Raw genomic sequence first — 21,640 nt, forward strand, 5'->3', positions numbered from 1 at the left:
CTACTCTTACAGCTTTGGCACGATCTGCTGGTTTTCACTCAGATGGCTCACACCTGCTGTCACGATCATTTCGCCGTCCTTCAGGCCGGAGAGGATCGGAATGAAACCACCCAGTACGGTACCGAGCAGAACCTTACGGCGACCAACGCGCTTTTCACTCTCATCAACAACCCAAACGTAAGAGCTCTTGTCTGGCGCAGAACCGATAGCAGAAGTTGGGACGAAGAACGCAGTAGCACCTGCTGCATCAAGACTGTTGAGCTTCACTTTCACGCTCGCAGTCATGCCAGGGATGATGTTGAAGCCAGCATCATTGTCCATCGCCAAAGTCACGCGGTAAGTCTGTGCAACCATGTCAGCTTCAGTGCTGTGCTCGCGGTATTCCAGCGGAAACACTTTGCCCGGATGAGATGGGAACTCAGCGGTCATTTTCAGCACGGAAGACTCTGTTGCCTGAGCAAACAGTGTTTCTGGTACGTTGATGTCGATGCGAACTTCACTCACGTCCTGTACGCGTGCGATGCTGGTACCAGCATTGATGATCGCGTAGTTGTCGAGCGTACGGGAAGTAACAATTGCGTCGTATGGGGCCACAATCTTTGTGTAACCAAGGTTTTGCTTGGCACGATCAAGGGTCACTTCAGCAAGGTCAAATGCAGTTTTTGCGTTATCGTACTGACCTTCAGAAATAACCTGTTTGTCTTTCAACGTTTCAAAGCGCTGCAGGTCTTTCTTCTTTTGCTCGTAGTTGACCTGAGCTTCCCGAAGAGCGTTCTCGTAATCGGTTGGGTCAAGCGCAGCAATCAAATCGCCCTTTGCAATGCGCTGTCCTTCAACGATTGGCAGTTCGACAAGCTGGCCGGAGACCCGGAATGCCAGATCAACGGTCTGAACCGCATCAACACGTCCAGTGAAGTTACGTGTGAAGAGATCATCAACCTCAGAAACGACCATGACACGAGCTGGGCGCGGCGCTACCGTTTTAGGTGCTTCCGCAATTTCCTGCTCCTGACAGCTTGCAAGCAGCAGAGCAAGTGCCCCAACAAAAATAGGCGCGCCCAGGCGTCCTATTCTACTTTTTCCGCTTATTTTCTGCATTTTACCTTAGTTTCCAGCTTCAGCGTTCAATACGGCGTGTCGGGAGTTCTGGGAGGAAATTTCCAACACGCGATCAATAAGTTCATCGATTTCACCAGCACTGCAGTGTTCAATGTCCAGAGCCTGGCGATAGTAAAGTCCGTCAATAATGAGCAAACACATGTGCCCCAACACCGGGTCACTAATCTCACTGCTGATTGCTCGACCGAACTCAGTGCTCATATCCTGAAATTCAGCAACCAATTCAGGCTCTTGGGCAGCAAGAGCAAACAGTGCTTTAGGTGCGGTCTTCTCTCTATATTCCTTATAGATCTGAAAGCTTGCCCTCAAAATTGGGCAGGCCACCCCCTGCTCTGTCAGCTTGTCACTCAACGCGTAAGTCCGTTCCCGAACTTCGGTCACAACCCGGCGGATCACCCCAAGCAAAAGCTCTTGCTTGCTCCGGAAATTATAAAGCACTCCGCCTTTGGACATGCCGGCCTCAGCCGCCACGGCATCAATGGTCAGCTTGCGCGTCCCTTCAATGCAAACCAGACGCTCGACCGCATCCAGAATATGTTCCGCTGTTGTTTCCACGTTGGTATCCCTCTCCACTCTCGGAGCCTTGTACCGTCTGGTCGGTTTTTGTACCGTCCAGTCGGTTTTTGTACCGTCCAGTCGGTTTTAGAGGAAGACCAAAAAAAAGACAAGTTCGAATTTTGAGAAAATCGAGATAGCTGCCCGTAAGAAACCGCATAGCAAGAAAAAGGTCACGTAACTGTGACTTGAAACACAAAATGCCGACCCCATAGGGATCGGCATTTGTTGATTTTCCGCCAATAACTGGATGTTATTCGGCCGCTTCTTTGAAGGTCACCGTGGTTGGATCTTCCTCGAGTCGACCAAGCAACTCCTCGCGCCGAAGTTGCGCAAGCCGCATGTTCTCGTCTTTGATCGGACCATAGCCACGAATAGAATCAGGCAAATTGAGGAACTCACGTAGGAGACCGTAATTTGCTGTTCCCAGCTTTCCGCAGGCAAGACTTAGGTCATCACGGTACTGTTTGATCAACGCACGCTCTTCCTTCCGTTCACGTGCATACCCAAACGGGTCAAGTGCTGTTCCACGCAAACCACGGAGTGAGACAAGCATCTCAAATGCCTTGAAAATCCACGGACCAAAGGCCCGCTTTTGCGGACGTCCAGTCTTTGGATCAGGCTTACTAGGCAAGAATGGTGGCGCCAGCATCAGCTGCAACTCACCCGGATCAGCAAACTGTGCTTCCAGGTTCTTGCGGAACTCAGGCTCACTATAAAGACGCGCAACTTCGTACTCATCTTTATAAGCCATCACCTTGTAAAGCATCTCAGCGGCAGTGTGGGTGATCTCAAGAGATCCCGGGCTAAACTCCTCATCCTTTGCACGGATCTCGGTGATCTTATCGAGATACTTATTGGCGTAAGACTTGTTCTGGTATGCCGTCAACTCCTTGGCAAAGAACGCAATCTTCTCATCCAGCGTCATCACCGTAACGGCTTCCTGACGTGGAAGCGCTGCGAAGATCGCATCAGGGTTGGAGTAAAGAACACGACCTGCATGGAAGGCATTGATGTTCTTCTCAACCGCTGCACCATTCAATGAGATGGCATTTTCAATCGACTGTGCTGAGATTGGCAGTGTGCCAGCCTGATAGGCCAGACCGATCAGCATCATATTGGTGTAAATCGCATCACCAAGCAGCTTCTCAGCAATATTCGCCAGATCGTGTGCTCTCAGATCAAGTGTACCCTGCTCAAGCGTCCGCTTCATCTTGTGCTCATCAAACGACAGCTGCTGCTTCATAACGAATTCTGAAGTCGGCGTGACGTTCGTGTTCACAAAACCATGCGTTCTGCTCTTGTGATAAAGCGACAGCTGTTCAGCCTTACTTGCAACCAGCATGTCACTCGCAATCAGCACATCCAACTGTGCAGGCGGAACACGAGGCCCTTCAATCGTGTCACTTGCTGCTGCAAAACGCACGTGCGAGGTTACAGGACCACCCTTCTGCGCAAGACCTGTCATATCCAGCGTAGACGCTTTGATGCCGTCAATATGCGCCGCCATCGCAATGATGGCAGAAATAGTCGTCACACCCATGCCGCCAATACCAGCCACCAGCAGGTTGCGGGTATTCTCAAGCGATGGAAGCTGAACTTCAGGCAGCTGCTTCACGTACTCATCCAGCGCAAAGTCCGCTGGCTTGGCCTGACGCAGCTTGGAGCCCTTCACATAAACAAAAGATGGGCAGAAGCCCTTCACACAGGAGAAGTCTTTGTTACAGGAAGACTGATTGATGCGGCGCTTTTCGCCAAACACCGTCTCAACAGGCTCAACAGAGAGACAGTTGGACTGTACAGAACAGTCACCACAGCCCTCACACACACGATCATTGATGAACAAACGAAGATCCGGATCGGGATACAATCCTCTCTTACGCCGACGACGCTTCTCAGCCGCACAGGTCTGATCAAACACAATCGCCGAAACGCCTTTGAACTCCTTAAGTTCGTTCTGCACCTTCATCAGATCATCACGGTGATGCACTGGCTCGGTCAGCGCCAGATCCTGACGCCCCTGATAATCATCGGGATGCTCGGAAAGCAGGACCACCCTCTCAACACCTTCGGCATGAAGCTGATTGAGAAGTTGAGGCACAGTCAGCGATCCATCAATCTCCTGACCACCTGTCATCGCAACAGCATCATTGTACAGGATCTTGAAGGTTATCGGCACACGCGCCGCCACAGCCTGTCGGATCGATAGAATACCGGAGTGGAAGTAGGTGCCGTCACCCATATTCGCAAACACATGCTCATCACGGGCAAAGTGCGCCTGTCCAACCCACAGCGACCCCTCTCCACCCATAGCAATCTGACCATCAGTCGTCCGGCCATTAATCTCGGTCATGGCATGACAGCCAATCCCCGGCATGGAGCGAGACCCTTCAGGCACCACGGTAGACGTGTTGTGCGGACAGCCAGAACAGAAGAACGGAGAACGAGCAGCAAGCTCACCATGTCCCTGCGCCCACATCTGCTGACGCATCATGGAATCAGCAACAGACCGCATCTCGTCATTGATGTACTCCCGAGGTAGGAAGTTCATGATCACGCGGATCATCTCATCAATGGAAAGCTCCAGCACATCAGAGAGCAATGGCTCACCCTGCGCATCTTTCTTTCCAAGAATCTGCGGCTGCTGATCACTCGGCCAGTTGTAAGCGATCTCTTTGATCTGTGGTTCGATGAACGCACGCTTGTGTTCAACAACCAGAATCTTCTCAACACCGCGCGCAAAGCTGGAAAATGCAGTTGGCTCCAGCGGATAAGGCATGCCCACCTTATAAACCGCAAGCCCGATCTCCTTGGCACGCCGATCCGTAATACCCATCAGACGCAATGCCTGACACAGATCACGGAACGCTTTACCCGTGGCAACCATACCGATTCGAGGCTTCTGCGCGCCATAGGCCACATGATCCAGACGATTCGCCTTAGCATAGGCCAGAACAGCCGGCATCCGGATATCTCGCAGCAAGCGCTCCGTTTCCAGACGGTTGCCGAGCAGAAGAACCCGGTTCAACTCCGCATTCTTGCGCGGATCAAACGCAGCTGGGCGTGAGAATGACAAACGCTGAGGGTCAACAGAAACAACACCAGATGCATCCATCGTATCCGCAAGGCAAATCAATGCACTCCACAGACCGGTGTAACGCGACATCTCAAACCCGTGCAGACCAAAATCCAGCACTTCCTGAATATCAGCCGGGTTGAGAACAGGGATTTCTGCGTGTTGAAAGAAAAACTCGCTTTGCGCCGGCAAAATGGAAGATTTTGCCAGATGGTCATCGCCAGCAAGCGCCACAACACCGCCATTAGGGTCGGTTCCAGAAGCACTTGCCTGATGCAGCACATCTCCGGCTCTATCAACGCCTGGCGCCTTCCCGTACCAGATGCCATAGACACCATCATAGGCAGAACCTTTTCCGTGCTGCCGAACTTTTTGCGATCCCCAAACCGCTGTTGCACCCAGTTCCTCATTCACTCCCGGTTGAAACTGAATATCCAGCGGATCAAGATATTGACGTGATCTTTGAAGCTCCGTGTCGTAGCCAGCGATTGGAGAACCGCGGTATCCTGAGATAAAACCGCCTGTTTTCAATCCGTTAGCTCGATCCAAACGACCGCGGTCCAACGCCAGTCGTACCAGTGCCTGAATACCGGTCAGGTAAACATTGCCTGTTTCAGCTGTGTATTTATCATGTAAGCTGATCGGTGGCACACTTACATTCATTCAATGAGCTCCTCTCCCATCATGGCTGTGGACGGTCCCCCCCGCCAAAACCAATTCTTTCGTCCTAGCCCATAGTGATCCTTTTTTTGCGTGCTTTCTGTGCTATCCTACCGACAAATACGTACTCAGTCGAAAAATTATTCCTAAGAGGGCATATGAGCGAAAATTCCTTATTGGACCCATCCGACATCCGAGTTCTGCGCATTCTGCAAAAAGATGCATCCCAATCCATCGCAGATATCGCCAAAGAAGCCGGTATGAGCCAAACTCCTTGCTGGAGGCGAATTAAGAAACTCAAGGAGACTGGAGTGATCAAACAGACAGCAGCTCTGGTTGATCGCGAAGCAGTCGGTCTTGGCTTTCTCGCATATGCCTTTGTTAAGCTCACTGTGCCCAGCCGCGAGAACATGGAAACATTCGACAGGCTTATTGGGGTATGGCCCGAAGTTGTTACATGCGAACGCATCACCGGCGCAGTGGACTATCTCATCAAAGTAGTCGCCACAGATATAAAGTCCTATGACGATTTCCTTCGCTTGAAACTTCTGGACAACGCTCTGGTCTCAGATGTTCAGTCCCGCATTGTAGTTTCGACAATTAAGGAAACAGTTGCGTTACCGCTTAAAGAGTTTGTCAGTTAAAGTTTCTGACACAGCCTAATCGGAGTTAGTTTACGCACGGTCGCCGAAACTCCGAAATGTTTGCTCAAACTCGACTGATATGGTTTAGTCGCGCGATCTCTTGCACTTATAGATTTCGCGTGGACTAAACATTGCCCTCCCCCACATTCGTTATAAGCGGCCTCAAGCTGATCAACGCGCTCCTGCGTTTTCTGGGACGAAACGGCACCAATGCCGTAGCGATCTCAATCTTTCTCGGCCTCTTTCTGCCCGGCATTGCAGAAGCCCTGCGCATTCTTTTAACACCTGCCATCTTTATTCTGCTGACACTGAGTTTTATCCGCGTCGACAACGCTGCCATCGCACAGCAGCTCACCCATCCTCTCCCAGCAATCGCAGCAGTTCTCTGGCAGATGCTGATCCTGCCCCTGCTTGCGACTTTGATATGCCTGACAATCGGATTGGATCAGATAGATCTCGGCGTTCTCACTGCACTGTTCATGGTCTCAGCGGCACCACCTGTCATGTCCACGCCAATTTTCATCTGGATGTTTGGCCTCAACGGAGCGCTCGCACTCACCATCTCAACACTCGCACTGATTATCGCCCCGTTCAGTACGGCCCTGTTTGCGTATCTGTTACTGCCAGACTCCTTGCAGGTTGCCCCACTCTCACTAGCCACCAATCTGGCAATGTTCCTGATCGGCTCAGCGGGCTTAGGTCGCCTGCTCTATTACGTGCTTGGTGCTGAGCGTATCAATCAGGCCACAGACCACATCAACGGCATCAACTGCGTTGTTCTGTTCATCTTCGCCATCGCGGCTATGGATGGCGTGACCGACTTTGCGCTAACCGCCCCATTCAAGGCGACCGCGCTGTTCATCGGTGTCTTTGCCATCGCAGGTATTCAGCTGCTCATCACATTCCTGATCTTCTACCCGGCAGGCAAGCAAACCGCCTTCATAGCCGCCTATGGTACAGGAAGCCGAAATCTGGGTCTGATGGTTGCTGCATTAGGCGGCACAATCCCTGAGCTTGCGTGGCTCTTCTTCGCCTTTGCTCAGTTCCCGATCTACCTGTTGCCGTGGATCCTAAGGCCCGTTGCCATGCATATCGGTAAGACTGAAACAGCTGCCCCTTAAAGAGCGAGCAGCAGTTGCGCTGTTCGCACCACTTGCTTCTCTCTTGTGTCCATGTTAGCCGCACAGCAAATGGGCACATCAAGGAGAATCCCTGCCATGGCACAGCCGCTCGTTATCGCACCTTCCGTACTTGCATCAGACTTTTCCAAGCTGGGGCAAGAAGTTCGTGATGTTGTAGAAGCTGGAGCCGACTGGATCCATCTGGATGTTATGGACGGTCACTTCGTTCCAAACATCACCTTTGGCCCAGATGTCATCGCAAAGCTCCGCCCACACTCCGACAAGGTGTTCGACACCCACCTCATGATCGAGCCGTGTGACCCATACCTTGAAGCCTTTGCAAAGGCTGGCTCGGACTATATCACCGTCCACGCTGAAGCGACCACCCACCTGCATCGTTCTCTGCAGGCAATCCGTGGCCTTGGCAAGAAAGCTGGTGTCTCTCTGAACCCAGGCACACATGAAAGCTGCCTGGAGTACGTTCTGGACAGCGTAGACCTGATCCTCGTCATGACCGTCAATCCGGGCTTCGGCGGACAGAAGTTCATTCACTCTCAGATTGAGAAAGTTGCCCGCATCAAAAGCATGATCGGTGATCGTCCAATCCGTATTCAGATCGACGGCGGCATCACTCCGGAAACTGCACCACTAGTCACCAAAGCTGGCGCAGACACACTGGTAGCTGGCTCAGCCGTGTTCAAAGGTGGCACCGTAGAAAGCTACCGCGAAAACATCACAGCAATTCGCACAGCTGCTCAGGTTTAAGTTCTGATCCATAAACGCAAAAGGCCGCCTGAGAGGCGGCCTTTTTTGTATGCAATGCAATCTTAATCGAGAGCTTTAGCAGCCTCTGATGCTGCACTCATAAACAAAGTCGAATCTGTTCCAAACGTCATGAACTGATAACCAGCGGCCTTCGAGTGCTGCAAATGGCCTTTAGAAACACAGTAGATCCCTGCAATCTTTCCAGCAGCGCGTGTCTTCTCGGCAATATCCTTCTGCATCGCCAAAGATGCATCTGCCACTGGCTCGACGCGCAGCCCACCAGAAACAGTCAGGGACAGATCTGCTGGCCCAACAAAAACACCATCCAATCCATCAACAGCAAGAATATCCTCCAGAGCCTCATAGGCTTCCGGTGTCTCAATCATTGCAATGGCAAGTGTCTTCTTATCAGCAGTGGTGAAATATGCATCCATGGTGGTACCAGAGGCCATCGTCGCACCCACAGCACCATAACTGCGCGAACCAAGCGGTGGGTATTTGCAGAACTCAACGAGCTTCTTCGCGTCTGCCACTGAGTTGATCATCGGCGCGATAATCACCTCCGCGCCCATATCAAGCAGCCAGCTGGCATTCTTGAAATCATCAACGCAGGTTCGTGCCACAGCATGACCACCGCCAATGATGATCTCCCGAATAGAATCACGAGCATCAGCTGTCGTCAGCAATCCATGCTGCAAATCCAGAGTGATTGCCTCGTAGCCACTTTTCAGAAACAGATTCGAAAAGATTGGAGATGGCAGGCTTGCCCACGCGCTCACAACGGTTTGCCCTGCACGCAGTTTTTCTGCCAGACACATTTTATCAGTCATGCAATGCCTCATCTGATCGAGCACAGGCACCATCAACCACGCAGCACCAGCTCTTAAACGCAATTGTCATTCAAACAAAAAAGCCGTCTCCCTCACAATATCAAGGGAAGACGGCAAATTCTTTTGTGAAGCGCCCATCAGATGGGCCAGCTTGAGAGGATCAGCTTACGCTTCCTCAGCAACTTCCTTCTTCGCAACAGCCATCAGCTCTTCCATGGTGCGGCGAATCTGGTGTTCAGACTGCTCAACACCTGCATCAGCAAAATCCTTGGAAATACGAGCAAAAATGTCTTCGTCGCCTGGCTCTTTAAGATCAGTTTGTACGATCTTGTTGGCGTACTCTTCTGCAATGTCCCCGGCCAAACCAAGCTTCTCAGCAGCCCACTGCCCCAGCAGCTTGTCGCGCCGCGCAGTCGCTTTGAAAGCAAGCTCAGAACCCATTGCGAAACCGCCTTCAAACGCATCAGCTCGTTTGTCGAACGTGGTCATCTATTCCCTCCTAGCTCAGACAATGTAAAAAGGTCCCTCCCCTCTTACAAGTCACGCTATAACTTACGTGAATCATTGTACGCAACTTCTATTTGCAGGTCAAAAGCCATTAGTTGTAGTCAGTGGTATATCAAATGGTGGTAACGCCATTCGAATTACCCATTTGTGCTTTATCAAAAAGTCGGTTAAGTTCCGCGCCGCATAGCGGGATCGCGATTTTCGCAATGACGAAAGATGCGAAAACCAATGCTGGAGGAACATTTGCAGTCTTTAGGCTCGAGTGCTTTGAAAGACATCTGGTTTACGCCCCGACGTCACCCGTACGACTTGTTCTACAAACGCAATGGTACATGCCTATGAACCGCCGTCGGCGAATTTACGAAGGCAAGGCCAAGATTCTCTATGAGGGTCCTGAGCCGGGAACGCTGATTCAGCACTTCAAAGATGATGCAACAGCCTTCAACAACGAAAAGCATGAAGTCGTTGATGGAAAAGGTGTCCTGAACAACCGGATTTCTGAGTACATTTTCAACAATCTGAATAACATGGGTATTCCAACCCATTTTATTCGTCGGTTGAACATGCGCGAACAACTGATCCGTCAGGTGGAAATCATCCCGATCGAGGTCGTTATCCGCAACGTTGCTGCAGGTTCTCTGTGCAAACGCCTGGGATTGGAAGAAGGCACTCAGCTTCCACGCTCCATTATCGAGTTCTATTACAAGAACGACGAACTTGGAGATCCGCTGGTTTCTGAAGAACACATCACCGCTTTTGGTTGGGCCGCTCCTCAGGAGCTTGATGACATCATGGCACTCGCCATCCGCATCAATGACTTCCTGTCCGGTTTGTTCATGAGCGTTGGCATCCGCCTCGTTGACTTCAAGATCGAACTTGGACGTCAGATCGAAGGCGACATGATGCGCATTGTTCTTGCGGACGAGATTTCTCCAGACAGCTGTCGCCTGTGGGACACTTCCACAAACGACAAGATGGACAAGGACCGCTTCCGTCAGAACATGGGTGGAATGGTTGAAGCCTATCAGGAAGTAGCCCGCAGGCTCGGCATCCTGATCGACAACGACCGTCCGGGACACTCTGGACCAGTGCTAGTCAAGTAATCAATGAACGGGCCCGTGAGGCCCGTTTTGCATTTTTGGGGCAAGCAATCTACCGCACGGGTATTGAACTATCTCACTACCTTGGCTCGTTTTTGCTTCCCCAGCATAGATTCCCGCGTTATGAACGCGCGCAAAGAATGGATTTGGGCGACAGGCGCAATGCAGTCCGCTTAAATCTCCCATTTTGGTAAGGAAGGACCAGTTAGAACCATGAAGGCACGTGTGACCGTCACTCTTAAGAACGGTGTTCTCGATCCCCAGGGCAAAGCAATCGAAGGCTCCCTTGGTTCTCTTGGTTTTGAAGGCGTTGAAGGCATTCGCCAGGGTAAAGTGTTTGATCTGGAGCTGGCTGACCGCAGCGAAGCTCAGGCCAAAGCTGACATTGAAGCCATGTGCGAACAGCTACTGGCAAACACCGTCATCGAAAATTACTCTATCGAGCTGCTCTAAGCTGTAACTGATAGACGAACCTGCGAGGGCAAAAACGTGCAAGACGATACCAGCCGGATCATCCGTTTCATGATCATCAAGGCGATCATCTTTATTGGCTTGCCAGCTGCCCTCTCTGTTCTTGCGGTGTTTTTACTCCTGTAAAACCTCGTCTGTGACAAGCCGCCCTCCATCCAAGAGGAAACATTCATGAAATCCGCAGTGATCCTATTCCCCGGCTCCAACCGTGACCGCGATATGATCAAAGCGCTGGAGCAAATCTCCGGCCTGCCTGTTGCCACAGTATGGCACACCGAAACAGAACTGCCGGAAGCAGATCTTTACGTCCTTCCGGGCGGTTTCTCCTACGGTGATTATCTGCGTTCAGGTGCGATTGCAGCTCGTTCCCACATCATGCCAGCTCTGAAAACAGCAGCTGATCAGGGACGTCACGTTCTGGGCGTTTGCAACGGCTTCCAGATGCTGACCGAAGCAGGCCTTCTGCCGGGCGCTCTGATGCGCAATGCATCCCTGCACTTCGTCTGTAAGGAAGTCATGCTGGAAACCACCAGCACCAACAGCGCCTTCACATCCCACATGGAAAAAGGCAAGGTCTGGCGCTGTCCGGTGGCTCACCATGACGGCAACTACTTTGCTGATGCAGAAACGCTGAAAGAACTGGAAGGCGAAGGCCGCGTAGCATTCCGCTATGCTGACGGCACCAACCCGAACGGTTCCATCAACGACATCGCTGGCATCACCAGCGCAAAAGGCAACGTCCTCGGCATGATGCCTCACCCAGAAAATCTCATTGAAGATCTTCACGGTGGTGTTGAAGGCCGCGCGCTGTTCGAAAGCGTCATGCAGAGCCTTGCAGCTTAAACTGCGAACAGAATAACTTTTTTAAAACCCGGATGCTCAGCACTCCGGGTTTTTTCATGCCTCAGATGAATGCAAAACCAATCCCGGTCAGGCCCAGCAGCACCACAACAACCCAGGGCGGTGCTTTGAAAGAAACCAGCAGCACAAAGCCACAAAGCGCCGCTGCAAAATCCTTCGCCTCCAAGATTGCACTGGTCCACACAGGTGAGTAAAGCGCCGCACCGAGCACGCCAACCACGGCTGCATTTGCGCCTGCCATGATCCCACGCGCTGAAGGCGTCTGCCGTAGCACAGCCCAATAAGGCAGACCTGCAATCAAAAGCAAAGCTCCCGGCAAGAAGATGCCGATCAAAGCAACGCACGCGCCAATCCACGGTGCATATCCAGTTGGCATCTCAGCCCCCAGATAACCGGCAAACGTAAAGAGTGGTCCGGGAACCGCCTGCGTAGCACCATATCCAGCAAGAAACGAACTCTCACTGACCTGCCCTGTTCCAACCACTTCCGCCTCCAGAAGCGGCAGCACCACATGGCCACCACCAAACACGAGCGAACCGGAGTGATAGAAGCTGGCAAACACACCGAGCAGCGGATCAACAATCCACTCACTCAAAACAGGCAGGCCGAACAATAGAACAGCAAACAGCGCAACGGCTAAAAGACCAAACCGCCGTCTCGGAGCAAACAGCACCTCATGAACGTCGGCTTTGGGCTCAGAGCGACAAAACAGGAAACCACCTAAGCCACCAGCAACGATCGCAGCAATCTGCCCGCCAGCACCGCCCAGCGCAACAACCAGAACCACTGCAAGAACCGCTAGCCCAGCCCGCAACTGATCTGCACAGAAGTTACGTGCCATCCCCCAAACCGCCTGCGCCACCACAGCAACAGCAACCAGCTTGAGGCCATGGATCAGGCCCATTCCGACAGGCCCCTCAAAAGCGCTGGCCCAATATGCAAAACCAAAGAGCAGCAAAGCAGAAGGTGCGGTAAACGCAAAGAACGCTGCGAGCGCACCAAGCGGTCCTGCCCGCATCAAGCCAAGTCCAAACCCAACCTGACTACTCGCAGGCCCCGGCAGAAACTGACAGAGCGCAACCAGATCTCCATAAGCTTCTTCTGAAAGCCACTTCCGTCGCTTAACCAGCTCCTCTCGGAAATACCCAAGATGCGCAATCGGCCCGCCGAAGGATGTCAGGCCCAACTTCAGGAAAGCAACAAAGACCTCTAACGCATGACCCTGAACATGTTCCTCAGGAAGATTTGTCGGACGTTCTGCAAAACTCATGGATGGCTCAATCGTATTCTGAATAGAAAGCGGAGCAGCATATAAAGCAGAGTTGTGACATTAGGACAAATACACAACGCGCCCCAGTATTAAGCAGCCACAACTGTTTTCAATGCAACATTGCGAGGCAACTCATTGTAACGCCGTTGGTAGGCGCGCGACAATGCCGTCGGCGACGCAAAACCAACACGTGCCGCTACACTTTTCAATGGACGCCCAGCCTCCAGATCCAGCTTCGCCAAAGCCAGACGCCAGTTGCTTAAGTAAGAGCCCGGCGTTTCACCCATCACATCCTTGAAGTGAACGGCAAACTGAGTGCGCGACATGCCCGCAACTTCAGCGAGGGTCTCCAACCGCCATTGCTTTGCCGGTTCCTCATGAATAGCCACAAGTGCTTGCGCTAGATTTGGGTGCGCAAGTCCGGCGATCAACCCACTACACGCCGCACCAGAACGAACCGCATGCCGCAGCAACCGGATCACCACCACTTCGCAAAGCCGGTTGATCACCGCCGCTCCACCACAGCGCGGAGACAGCACTTCTTCCACCATCAGGTCAGCAAGGCTTTCGAGCTCAGGCGCATCCTGCAGATAGATCTCGACATAGTCCGGCAGCGCCGTACTCAGCTGAGATCCCGGCCCACCAAACTCCACCCGAGCACCTGCGAGCACAATGGTATCATCGCAAATACGCTTGATCTCAGTCGGGTTGTTGGGACTGGAAGGAAGGAACACGAGCTTCCGGAATCCATGCATGCAACGAAGGATAAAAAAGTTGCCCTGAAGCACCTCATCCTCTGTGTTGTGAAGGATATGCGCCTCCACCTTAAAGCGCTCAATAAGCGAAGACAGACGGTCGTATCGCAGCTCTCGTGGTTTCACTTCAGCTAGCTCAGTGGCCATATCCGAACTCTCGATCAGTTTTTTCGAACAAAAGGCAATTAAACGTTCAATAACATAATAGCTACAAATCGACCACCGCTAATTGCCTTTTCAAAAAACGAAATAAGCAAAGCTACAAGAAGAATACTTAGCTCAGGAGAATAATATGCTGATCCCTCGCAAGCCAGTCCCAAGCTTATCTGCGAACCTCGTTGGTGGTGGTACATTCGATCTGTCAGCCGAAGCTTCTGACTTTGCCACTCTGGTTGTCTTTTACCGTGGTCTGCACTGCCCCATCTGTGCAACCTACCTGAAAGAACTGGAACGTCTGACACCGGAGTTCGAAGAACGCGGTGTGAAAACCATTGCTCTCTCCACCGATACAGAGGACCGTGCCCAAACATTCTCCAACGCAATCAAAGCAGACAAACTGCGCGTTGGGTATGGCGTTACTCTGACCAAGGCGCGTGAATGGGGTCTGTTCATTTCAGCAGGCCGCGGAAAAACGTCTATCGGTATTGAAGAACCAGATCTGTTCGCAGAACCAGGACTGTTCTTCGTAAAGCCTGACGGCACACTTTACTTCGGGAATGTGCAGACTATGCCATTTGCACGTCCTGACTTTAAACCAATGCTCGGTGCTCTCGACTTTTGCATCAAGAACGATTATCCCGCCCGCGGTGAATACACCGGAGCTCTATAATCAATTTTACCACAAACACTTTCTTGGTGCTCAGAGAGGCTGTGTTTTCGCAGCCTCTCTTTTTTATGTCTTTTTGACACGAGGCTTTCGTGCCTTCTTCTGATTGATGTGCTCAATATCTGGAAAGTCTGCCCCCTGCCAAATGCGGACAACAATCAAGACACAGATCGCAATCACAGCCCCCAAAACAACACCCACTAATCGGTCAATAACCTGATTGAAGTTGTCGACCGGACCTGCAGACGCCAGCGCCGCAATCACAAACGCATACCCACCCTGCGTTCCTGCATAAGCCCAGTAACTCTTGCCGTGGTGCACCGAGGCTAGGAAGAACAACCCGATTGCAAGCAGCAGCGCCCACCAGAAAAACGACTGTAACCCGAGCCCGATCAGACCGAACCCCATCAACCCACCGATGAGACAGCCCAGACTTCGGTTCAAAGCAAACTTCTTCACGGACACAACCGGCCCATAGAGCACCACAAGCGAGGTAATAATGATCTGCACCATCGCCGCGAGTTCATGGCCCACGTAGATGATCGGTGCCAGCATCGCGACAGCAGCTCCGCTCAAACACAGCGCAATCACCCAGCTCTTATCCATGGTGTCGATGTTGGGCGTCAAATAGGGCCCAACTCCAACGCCTAAAGACGTTTCCTCGAGGAAGTAATAGGAGACAACAGCAGCCGTCATCACCCCGATTGCAACCGTAATTGTTCGGTCAACCATCAGGTAGAACAACAGATCGATTTCCAGCAGAGAAATATAAATGGCCAACATCGCAGTCACGATCCCCATCAACCAGGCATAGGCATAGTTTGGGCTCGCCATTCGCTTATAGATCGCAAGGGCTGCAAGGCACCCTACCGCAATCATCTGGAAGACTTCATAGTTCTTAACTGCAACCGCGATCCAGTACCCGGAAAACCCACCGGCAATGGTGCCGATCACACGTTGAATGCCTTTGCGCCAAACGTTGGTCCAGTCCGCATTGGCCACCGTCATGGCAGACATGGCCGCCCACCAAGGATCATCCGCATCAACAATCAGCGCAATGACAGAGGCGAGTGTGACCATCAGGCTGGTGCGGAGACCGATAGCGTAGTTGAAGAACATGGCGCCTCCCCTAATGCACAAGGAAGATGCGAGCATCTCCCCCATGCATTGGAACGTGGTCCTCCAAAAACTCCCCCATATCAATTTCGACCGGAAACCGCTGCGAAAGCCGGATCCAGTCGGTCGTCAATGGTATGTAAGGTAGAACCCTTGGGTCCTGATCCATGCGGGAAATACCTCGCCCAATGGACCGGACCGTCCCCTTGTGAACCCGGTATGGATCACTGGAGACCTGAAAGTATACCGTTTGCCCCGGTTTCAATCGGGCCGCATGCCTCTCAATCAGATTCGCAATGATCCGCCAGTTGGTATTCGTGATAAGCGCCATCTGCGGAATGCCCTGAAGCACATAGTTCCCCGGGTTAACCGTGTACTCACTGACCACACCATCCACCGGCGACAGCAAGGAGGACTTTCTTAGGTTGTACTGCGCTAGAGCTGTTGCCGCCTGAGAAGCCTCATAAGTCGAGCGTTGCACTTCCACCTGATGCGCCGCGGCCCGCAATGTATCTCTCGCCGAATCCGTTTCCGCATTCGCTTCTTCCAGCGAGAGTGTGATGTTGTCGAGACGCTGTTGGGTTACGAAACCATTGTCCGTCAACTCCTCAAAGCGCTGCTGTTGAGCTGAGAGATTAGCAACCTTAGCAACGGCAGCAGTCACCGCAGCCTCGGCAACCTGCACCTCTGCCTCAGACCTGCGCAGGTTTGCCAGAGACATGGCTTCCTGCGCCCGCGCTTCCTGAACCGCCAAAGCAAAAGGTTCAGGATCAATCTGCATCAGCAGCTCGCCAGCCTTTACGGCCTTGTTTCGGTCAACAGGAACCTCGGTAACAAATCCGGAAATTTCAGGAGAGACACGCACCACATCTGCGGAGACATAGGCATCTGCGGTGTAGGTGAAGAAGTAATCAATAACAACATAAGCGCCGATCAAGGCGCATGCGCCTAAGATCACCTTGATCGGACCACTTATGTGAAAAATGCCTCCAGGCACCCTTTATCTCCGCTCACCTGACGCTACGCAAAACATAAGCATCGGCGAATTCTTGTTAGACAAGCCGGTTATTAGCACCAGCAAAAGGCGCCCATTTGGAGGCACGTGAAAGCATCGCAAATGAGGGTTTTGAAATCGTGAAAATGATCCCTCCAAATTCTAAGTAGCTAGTAAATACAGTAGGTTAACGAAGATTTCCGAAGCGTAAAATTTTAGCGTCCGCTCATTGCATAACGCGAAACAAAACCCTAACCAGTTCAAAAGGACATGATTGAAACAGCCTCTCAGGTTGTGGTTGCATCGCGAAAACACATGCGCCTTGCTAAATCGCCGGGCAAACCTGCAAAGGACTATCTGTGATGCCACCCCTTGCGAAAAGACTTGCCGTCCTCGGAACCGTTTTCGCCACAGCAATTGGAGCCACCGCTCTTTCTGCCAATGCAGCACAGGTCAACGCCAGAGCAGCAGGGTTCTCTCACACCGGTCAGCTAGCAACTTTCGGTCTCTACAACAACGCCATCATTACCGACCAGCTCAACCTCAAGCGCATCAACGCAGACTACGTATTCCTCAGCGACAACCCGGAAGATCCATTCGACTTCGTATCCGGCAGCTGCTTCGGTGGTGCGGTCGTTAAGAACATGCAGGTACAGGGCGGCGGTGTTTGTAGCCTGAAGGACAAGAACGGCGCACCATTCGCCATCAGCTATGAGATCACGGGCATCAAAGATGGACGGTACTCTGGCAATTGGGCCATTCTGGGTGGCGATGAAAAATGGGCAAACGCCAAAGGCAGTGGAACTTGGAGCCGCACCAAGCTGCCGAACATGTCCATGTCCGTGACAACTCTGCAGGGCGAAGTCACCTTCTGACCACCGTAAACTGCGCATTTTAGTCTGAAAAATTTTTCAGCCAATTCAAAAGATCACAGCTCCATATGATTTAAACAGAGTGACTTGTCGTCAAGCTGCAAAAAACCATGCCTTGGCAGCAAAAAATCCAAAAAAGCGGCCTCTACAGTTTCCATTTTTCTATGAATCCTGTTAAGCAGCCCGTGACATTTGGCCCCGGCGCACAGCGCCCAAATTTTCTGAGTGTGATGATCCAAAATAGCGTTAAGATCACCCCCGAACTCATTGAGGCCCACGGTCTTAAGGAAGATGAATATGCTCGCATCCTGGAGCTGATTGGCCGAGAGCCAACCTTCACCGAGCTTGGAATTTTCTCCGCAATGTGGAACGAGCATTGCTCCTACAAATCCTCCAAGAAATGGTTGAAGACACTCCCGACCACTGGCCCTCGCGTCATTCAGGGACCAGGCGAAAATGCAGGCGTTGTCGATATTGATGATGGCCAGGCTGTTGTCTTCAAGATGGAAAGTCACAACCACCCATCTTACATCGAGCCTTATCAGGGCGCGGCAACCGGCGTTGGCGGCATCCTGCGCGACGTGTTTACCATGGGCGCACGCCCTGTCGCAGCCATGAATGCTCTGCGCTTCGGAGAACCGGATCATCCACGCACACGCCACCTCGTTTCCGGTGTTGTTTCCGGCGTTGGTGGCTACGGCAACTCCTTCGGCGTCCCAACAGTGGGCGGTGAAGTTGAGTTCCACAAATCCTACAACGGCAACTGCCTTGTAAACGCCTTCGCAGCTGGTCTTGCTGATGCAGACAAGATCTTCCTGTCCGAAGCAAAAGGTGTCGGTCTTCCAGTCGTATACCTCGGCGCTAAAACAGGCCGCGACGGCGTTGGCGGCGCAACAATGGCCTCCGCTGAGTTCGATGATTCCATCGACGAAAAGCGGCCTACCGTTCAGGTTGGTGACCCGTTCACCGAAAAATGCCTGATGGAAGCCTGCCTTGAGCTGATGAAGACCGGTGCGGTTATCGCTATTCAGGATATGGGCGCAGCTGGCCTTACCTGTTCTGCTGTTGAGATGGGCGCAAAAGGCAACCTCGGCATCGAGCTCGACCTCGACAAGGTTCCTGCCCGCGAAGAAAACATGACCGCCTACGAGATGATGCTCTCAGAAAGCCAGGAGCGTATGCTCATGGTGCTGGAGCCATCCAAGGAAAAAGAAGCGGAAGCCATCTTCACCAAGTGGGGTCTGGACTTCGCAATCTGCGGCATCACCACGGATACCCTGCGCTTCGTTGTGAAGCAGCACGGCGAAGTAATGGCGAACCTGCCAATCAAGGAACTCGGCGACGAAGCTCCTGAGTATGACCGTCCATGGACACAGTGGCCTGAGCCAGAAGAAATCGCTGCAGCCAACGTTGAAGAACCAGCAGACTACAAAGAAGCTTTGCTGAAGCTACTCGGTGGCGCAAACGGCTCTTCCCGTCGCTGGGTTTACGAGCAGTACGACACCCTCATTCAGGGCAACTCTGCCGCAACTCCGGGCGGTGATGCAGGCGTCATTCGCGTGGACGGCACAGACAAGGGTCTGGCCTTCTCCGTCGACGTGAACCCACGCTACTGCTACGCAAACCCTTATGAGGGTGGCAAGCAGGCCGTTGCAGAAACCTATCGTAACCTGTCTGCAGTTGGCTCCCTGCCACTGGCAATCACCGACAACCTGAACTTCGGCAATCCTGAAAAGCCAGAGATCATGGGTCAGTTCGTTGGCTGTCTGAAGGGTATCGGCGAAGCCTGTGAAGTGCTGGAAACCCCAATCGTTTCCGGTAACGTTTCCCTTTACAACGAAACCTACGGCGAAGGCATTCTGCCAACACCAGCCATCGGCGGCGTTGGTCTGCTGAAAGATGTGACCAAACGCGTCGGCAGTGCATTTGTTAGCACTGGCGAAACCATCGTCGTTCTGGGCGGTAAGGGCAAACACCTCGGCTCTTCTCAGTACCTGCAAGAAGTTCTGGGCCGCGAAGAAGGCGCTCCTCCTCCAGTTGATCTGGAAGTTGAAAAGCTCACCGGCACCTTCGTTCGTGAAGCAATCACCGAAGGCCGTATCACAGCTGCACACGACATCTCTTCAGGTGGTCTGGCTGTTGCTCTGGCTGAAATGGCGATTAAAGGCAAGCTCGGCGCAACTGCAAAAGTGAACGGTGACCATCCTCATGCCATTCTGTTTGGTGAAGATCAAAGTCGCTATGTTGTGACTGTGGCAGAGGAAAAACTCGCTGCCTTCTTGGAAGATGCGATCGACGCTGGTATCAGCACAGAAGAAATCGGTAAGACTGGTGGTGATACTCTGGTTCTTGGCGATAAAATCAGTGTGTCAGTTGAAGAGCTGAATAATGCTTTCGAGGGATGGTTCCCGCATTTTATGCAGGCGAGCTGATACTCGTCCACCGAACTGCTAAACTGAGTTCTAAATAAGATTCGCTTCTCTCTTCATTCGTGGTGAGAGAAGCAGCCAAACAGAAGCAACCCAGTCGGGCAAGGAGGCACACTCATGGCCATGGACGCAGGCGAACTACAGACCCTTATTAAAGAGGCTTTGCCGGACGCACACGTGGAAATCAGAGATCTGGCAGGTGATGGTGATCACTACGCAGCTGTCGTCATCTCAGAAAGTTTCCGCGGTAAATCCCGCGTACAGCAGCACCAGATGGTGTATCAGGCTCTTAAGGGTAAAATGGGCGACGATTTGCACGCTTTGGCGCTGCAGACCTCAGCTCCGGAATAACAGAACACGAAGGTGCGACCTTTTTCTTGCATTACCCATGCAAGTTCCCATATGAGTGGCCGCACCACGAACAAAATACAATCACGGTCACCGGGCTTTGACCCCGGTCGAGCGAAAGGAACTCGGCGAAATGAGCGATATCCAAAACTGGATCAAGCACGAAGTAGAAAACAACGATGTTGTGCTCTTCATGAAAGGCACCCCAAACTTCCCACAGTGTGGCTTCTCCGGCCAGTCAGTGCAGATTTTGGACTACATTGGTGTGAAGTACATCGGTCATAACGTTCTTGAAGACGATAACCTCCGTCAGGGCATCAAAGACTACAGCCAGTGGCCAACAATCCCACAGCTCTACGTCAAAGGTGAGTTCATCGGTGGCTGTGATATTATCCGTGAGATGTTCCAGTCTCAGGAACTGCAGGCTCTGTTTGCAGAAAAAGACATCGAGATCGCACCAGCTGCATAAGTCTCTGCTGAAAAGACATTTTCCAAAACGGGCCTTCGTGTGAAGGCCCGTTTTTTGTTGCCAAGCTGTCAGAACCGAATAGTTTGAACCATAGTTTTTTCAATAAGCAGACAGTACATGTTCAAGACCATTGTTTTCGATCTGGATGGCACCATTTGCCATCACAAAGCCTCCTATCCCAAGATGTTCTTTGAGATCTTTGGCGAGCAGTTCAACAAGCACAGTGACACCTGGCTCCGCCATATGCTGCACAATGGGGAGCATACCGGCCTTGAAGCTGTTCAATCCTGCTTTCCGGAACTATCACCTGAAGAACAAAAGAACGCGTTAGATACGTTCACACAGCGTTGGTCAGAAGCTCAGGTACCATTCGCAGGCATCTTCGAAGCAATGGCGCTCTTCAAAGCCAACTTTGGCTGTCAGATCGGCGTGATGACAAATGGCCCCTCTCAGTTTCAATGGGCCGTCATGAACAAGCTGGGCATCTCAGAGCACGTAGACTTTGCCTATGCCAGTGGAGATCCCTTCCCCGCAGAGTGCAAGCCAAGCATTCCCCTCCTCCGTAAGCTCCAATCCCAGCACAACTTTGAAGCCGATACTGCACTCTTCATCGGAGATAATCTGGAAAAAGACATCAAGCCCGCGCGGGAAGCTGGATGGAATGCATTGCACGTCGCCCCGCATGACAACAAGGCAGAGCCTATGCCTCTCTCCGACTTCATTGAGGCAGCAAATCAAGACAGTCTTTTAAAAGTTAACTGGAGCAGCCTGACGGCTTAACCATCCTGAACGCCAAATGAACATTGCTCTCAGAGCTCTCTCACATTCCCCTTGCTAAAAGCGTCTCATCAA

At 52.2% G+C, this 21,640-nt stretch carries 22 protein-coding genes; 13 read left to right on the plus strand and 9 right to left on the minus strand.

What is annotated here, in order from left to right:
- Positions 1-6: 6 nt before the first annotated feature.
- From AC3CB2_RS13225 to AC3CB2_RS13235, 3 genes are all read right to left on the minus strand, one after another.
- Positions 7-1,098: an efflux RND transporter periplasmic adaptor subunit gene (locus AC3CB2_RS13225; RefSeq protein WP_054782776.1), complete on the minus strand. Its 1,092-nt coding sequence runs from the start codon at positions 1,096-1,098 to the stop codon at positions 7-9.
- A 6-nt stretch (positions 1,099-1,104) separates the two neighbouring features.
- Positions 1,105-1,674, minus strand: coding sequence for a TetR/AcrR family transcriptional regulator (locus tag AC3CB2_RS13230; protein ID WP_008547377.1), 570 nt, complete (start codon positions 1,672-1,674; stop codon positions 1,105-1,107).
- A gap of 253 nt (positions 1,675-1,927) precedes the next feature.
- Positions 1,928-5,413 (minus strand): indolepyruvate ferredoxin oxidoreductase family protein, encoded by a 3,486-nt coding sequence (locus AC3CB2_RS13235; protein WP_352933203.1) that lies wholly within the window; start codon positions 5,411-5,413, stop codon positions 1,928-1,930.
- A 155-nt stretch (positions 5,414-5,568) separates the two neighbouring features.
- On the opposite strand from AC3CB2_RS13235, the gene AC3CB2_RS13240 reads away from it, so the two are divergent.
- The 3 genes from AC3CB2_RS13240 (at position 5,569) to rpe (ending at position 7,940) form a co-directional block, all read left to right on the plus strand.
- The gene (locus AC3CB2_RS13240; RefSeq protein WP_008547660.1) at positions 5,569-6,054 is read left to right on the plus strand and encodes an Lrp/AsnC family transcriptional regulator; all 486 of its coding nucleotides are present in this window, start codon (positions 5,569-5,571) and stop codon (positions 6,052-6,054) included.
- A gap of 131 nt (positions 6,055-6,185) precedes the next feature.
- A complete protein-coding gene (locus AC3CB2_RS13245) occupies positions 6,186-7,175 on the plus strand; it encodes a symporter (RefSeq protein ID WP_352933205.1) in 990 nt (329 codons plus the stop codon).
- A gap of 96 nt (positions 7,176-7,271) precedes the next feature.
- Positions 7,272-7,940, plus strand: coding sequence for a ribulose-phosphate 3-epimerase (gene rpe / locus AC3CB2_RS13250; RefSeq protein ID WP_352933207.1), 669 nt, complete (start codon positions 7,272-7,274; stop codon positions 7,938-7,940).
- A 62-nt stretch (positions 7,941-8,002) separates the two neighbouring features.
- Here rpe and AC3CB2_RS13255 read toward each other — a convergent pair whose 3' ends face one another.
- Positions 8,003-8,770, minus strand: a complete 768-nt coding sequence (locus tag AC3CB2_RS13255) for an HpcH/HpaI aldolase family protein (protein ID WP_352933209.1) — start codon at positions 8,768-8,770, stop codon at positions 8,003-8,005.
- A gap of 165 nt (positions 8,771-8,935) precedes the next feature.
- Positions 8,936-9,259: a DUF1476 domain-containing protein gene (locus tag AC3CB2_RS13260; protein WP_008548073.1), complete on the minus strand. Its 324-nt coding sequence runs from the start codon at positions 9,257-9,259 to the stop codon at positions 8,936-8,938.
- A gap of 356 nt (positions 9,260-9,615) precedes the next feature.
- On the opposite strand from AC3CB2_RS13260, the gene purC reads away from it, so the two are divergent.
- From purC to purQ, 4 genes are all read left to right on the plus strand, one after another.
- On the plus strand, positions 9,616-10,380 hold the full coding sequence (purC, locus tag AC3CB2_RS13265) for a phosphoribosylaminoimidazolesuccinocarboxamide synthase (protein WP_008548091.1): 765 nt from the start codon (positions 9,616-9,618) through the stop codon (positions 10,378-10,380).
- 210 nt (positions 10,381-10,590) lie between these two features.
- Positions 10,591-10,830 (plus strand): phosphoribosylformylglycinamidine synthase subunit PurS, encoded by a 240-nt coding sequence (gene purS / locus AC3CB2_RS13270; protein ID WP_008548081.1) that lies wholly within the window; start codon positions 10,591-10,593, stop codon positions 10,828-10,830.
- Between the two features lie 36 nt (positions 10,831-10,866).
- Positions 10,867-10,974: a phosphoribosylformylglycinamidine synthase-associated small membrane protein gene (locus AC3CB2_RS13275; protein ID WP_352933212.1), complete on the plus strand. Its 108-nt coding sequence runs from the start codon at positions 10,867-10,869 to the stop codon at positions 10,972-10,974.
- A gap of 45 nt (positions 10,975-11,019) precedes the next feature.
- Positions 11,020-11,691 carry a phosphoribosylformylglycinamidine synthase subunit PurQ gene (gene purQ, locus AC3CB2_RS13280; RefSeq protein ID WP_352933213.1) on the plus strand — a complete coding sequence of 224 codons (672 nt, stop codon included), beginning with the start codon at positions 11,020-11,022 and terminating at the stop codon, positions 11,689-11,691.
- 61 nt (positions 11,692-11,752) lie between these two features.
- Here purQ and chrA read toward each other — a convergent pair whose 3' ends face one another.
- Both chrA and AC3CB2_RS13290 read right to left on the minus strand, forming a co-directional pair.
- A complete protein-coding gene (gene chrA / locus AC3CB2_RS13285; RefSeq protein ID WP_352933215.1) occupies positions 11,753-12,979 on the minus strand; it encodes a chromate efflux transporter in 1,227 nt (408 codons plus the stop codon).
- A gap of 89 nt (positions 12,980-13,068) precedes the next feature.
- Complete coding sequence (locus AC3CB2_RS13290) at positions 13,069-13,881, minus strand: AraC family transcriptional regulator (protein WP_008547858.1); 813 nt, start codon at positions 13,879-13,881, stop codon at positions 13,069-13,071.
- 145 nt (positions 13,882-14,026) lie between these two features.
- Here AC3CB2_RS13290 and AC3CB2_RS13295 point away from each other — a divergent pair, with 145 nt between their 5' ends.
- A complete protein-coding gene (locus AC3CB2_RS13295; RefSeq protein ID WP_352933217.1) occupies positions 14,027-14,563 on the plus strand; it encodes a peroxiredoxin-like family protein in 537 nt (178 codons plus the stop codon).
- A 63-nt stretch (positions 14,564-14,626) separates the two neighbouring features.
- Here AC3CB2_RS13295 and AC3CB2_RS13300 read toward each other — a convergent pair whose 3' ends face one another.
- Both AC3CB2_RS13300 and AC3CB2_RS13305 read right to left on the minus strand, forming a co-directional pair.
- Positions 14,627-15,679 (minus strand): FUSC family protein, encoded by a 1,053-nt coding sequence (locus AC3CB2_RS13300; RefSeq protein ID WP_083416692.1) that lies wholly within the window; start codon positions 15,677-15,679, stop codon positions 14,627-14,629.
- A gap of 10 nt (positions 15,680-15,689) precedes the next feature.
- The gene (locus tag AC3CB2_RS13305) at positions 15,690-16,673 is read right to left on the minus strand and encodes an HlyD family secretion protein (RefSeq protein WP_174519169.1); all 984 of its coding nucleotides are present in this window, start codon (positions 16,671-16,673) and stop codon (positions 15,690-15,692) included.
- Between the two features lie 359 nt (positions 16,674-17,032).
- Between AC3CB2_RS13305 and AC3CB2_RS13310 the strand changes: the two genes are divergently transcribed.
- From AC3CB2_RS13310 to AC3CB2_RS13330, 5 genes are all read left to right on the plus strand, one after another.
- Complete coding sequence (locus AC3CB2_RS13310; protein WP_352933220.1) at positions 17,033-17,545, plus strand: hypothetical protein; 513 nt, start codon at positions 17,033-17,035, stop codon at positions 17,543-17,545.
- 224 nt (positions 17,546-17,769) lie between these two features.
- The gene (purL, locus tag AC3CB2_RS13315; protein ID WP_352934163.1) at positions 17,770-19,974 is read left to right on the plus strand and encodes a phosphoribosylformylglycinamidine synthase subunit PurL; all 2,205 of its coding nucleotides are present in this window, start codon (positions 17,770-17,772) and stop codon (positions 19,972-19,974) included.
- Positions 19,975-20,088: 114 nt separating this feature from the next.
- Positions 20,089-20,322, plus strand: a complete 234-nt coding sequence (locus tag AC3CB2_RS13320) for a BolA family protein (RefSeq protein ID WP_008547869.1) — start codon at positions 20,089-20,091, stop codon at positions 20,320-20,322.
- 130 nt (positions 20,323-20,452) lie between these two features.
- Entirely contained in the window at positions 20,453-20,788 is a 336-nt protein-coding gene (gene grxD / locus AC3CB2_RS13325; protein WP_352933222.1) for a Grx4 family monothiol glutaredoxin, read from the plus strand.
- A gap of 117 nt (positions 20,789-20,905) precedes the next feature.
- The gene (locus tag AC3CB2_RS13330; RefSeq protein ID WP_352933224.1) at positions 20,906-21,568 is read left to right on the plus strand and encodes an HAD family hydrolase; all 663 of its coding nucleotides are present in this window, start codon (positions 20,906-20,908) and stop codon (positions 21,566-21,568) included.
- Positions 21,569-21,640: the final 72 nt, after the last annotated feature.

This window comes from Pseudovibrio sp. SCP20, from assembly GCF_057774105.1.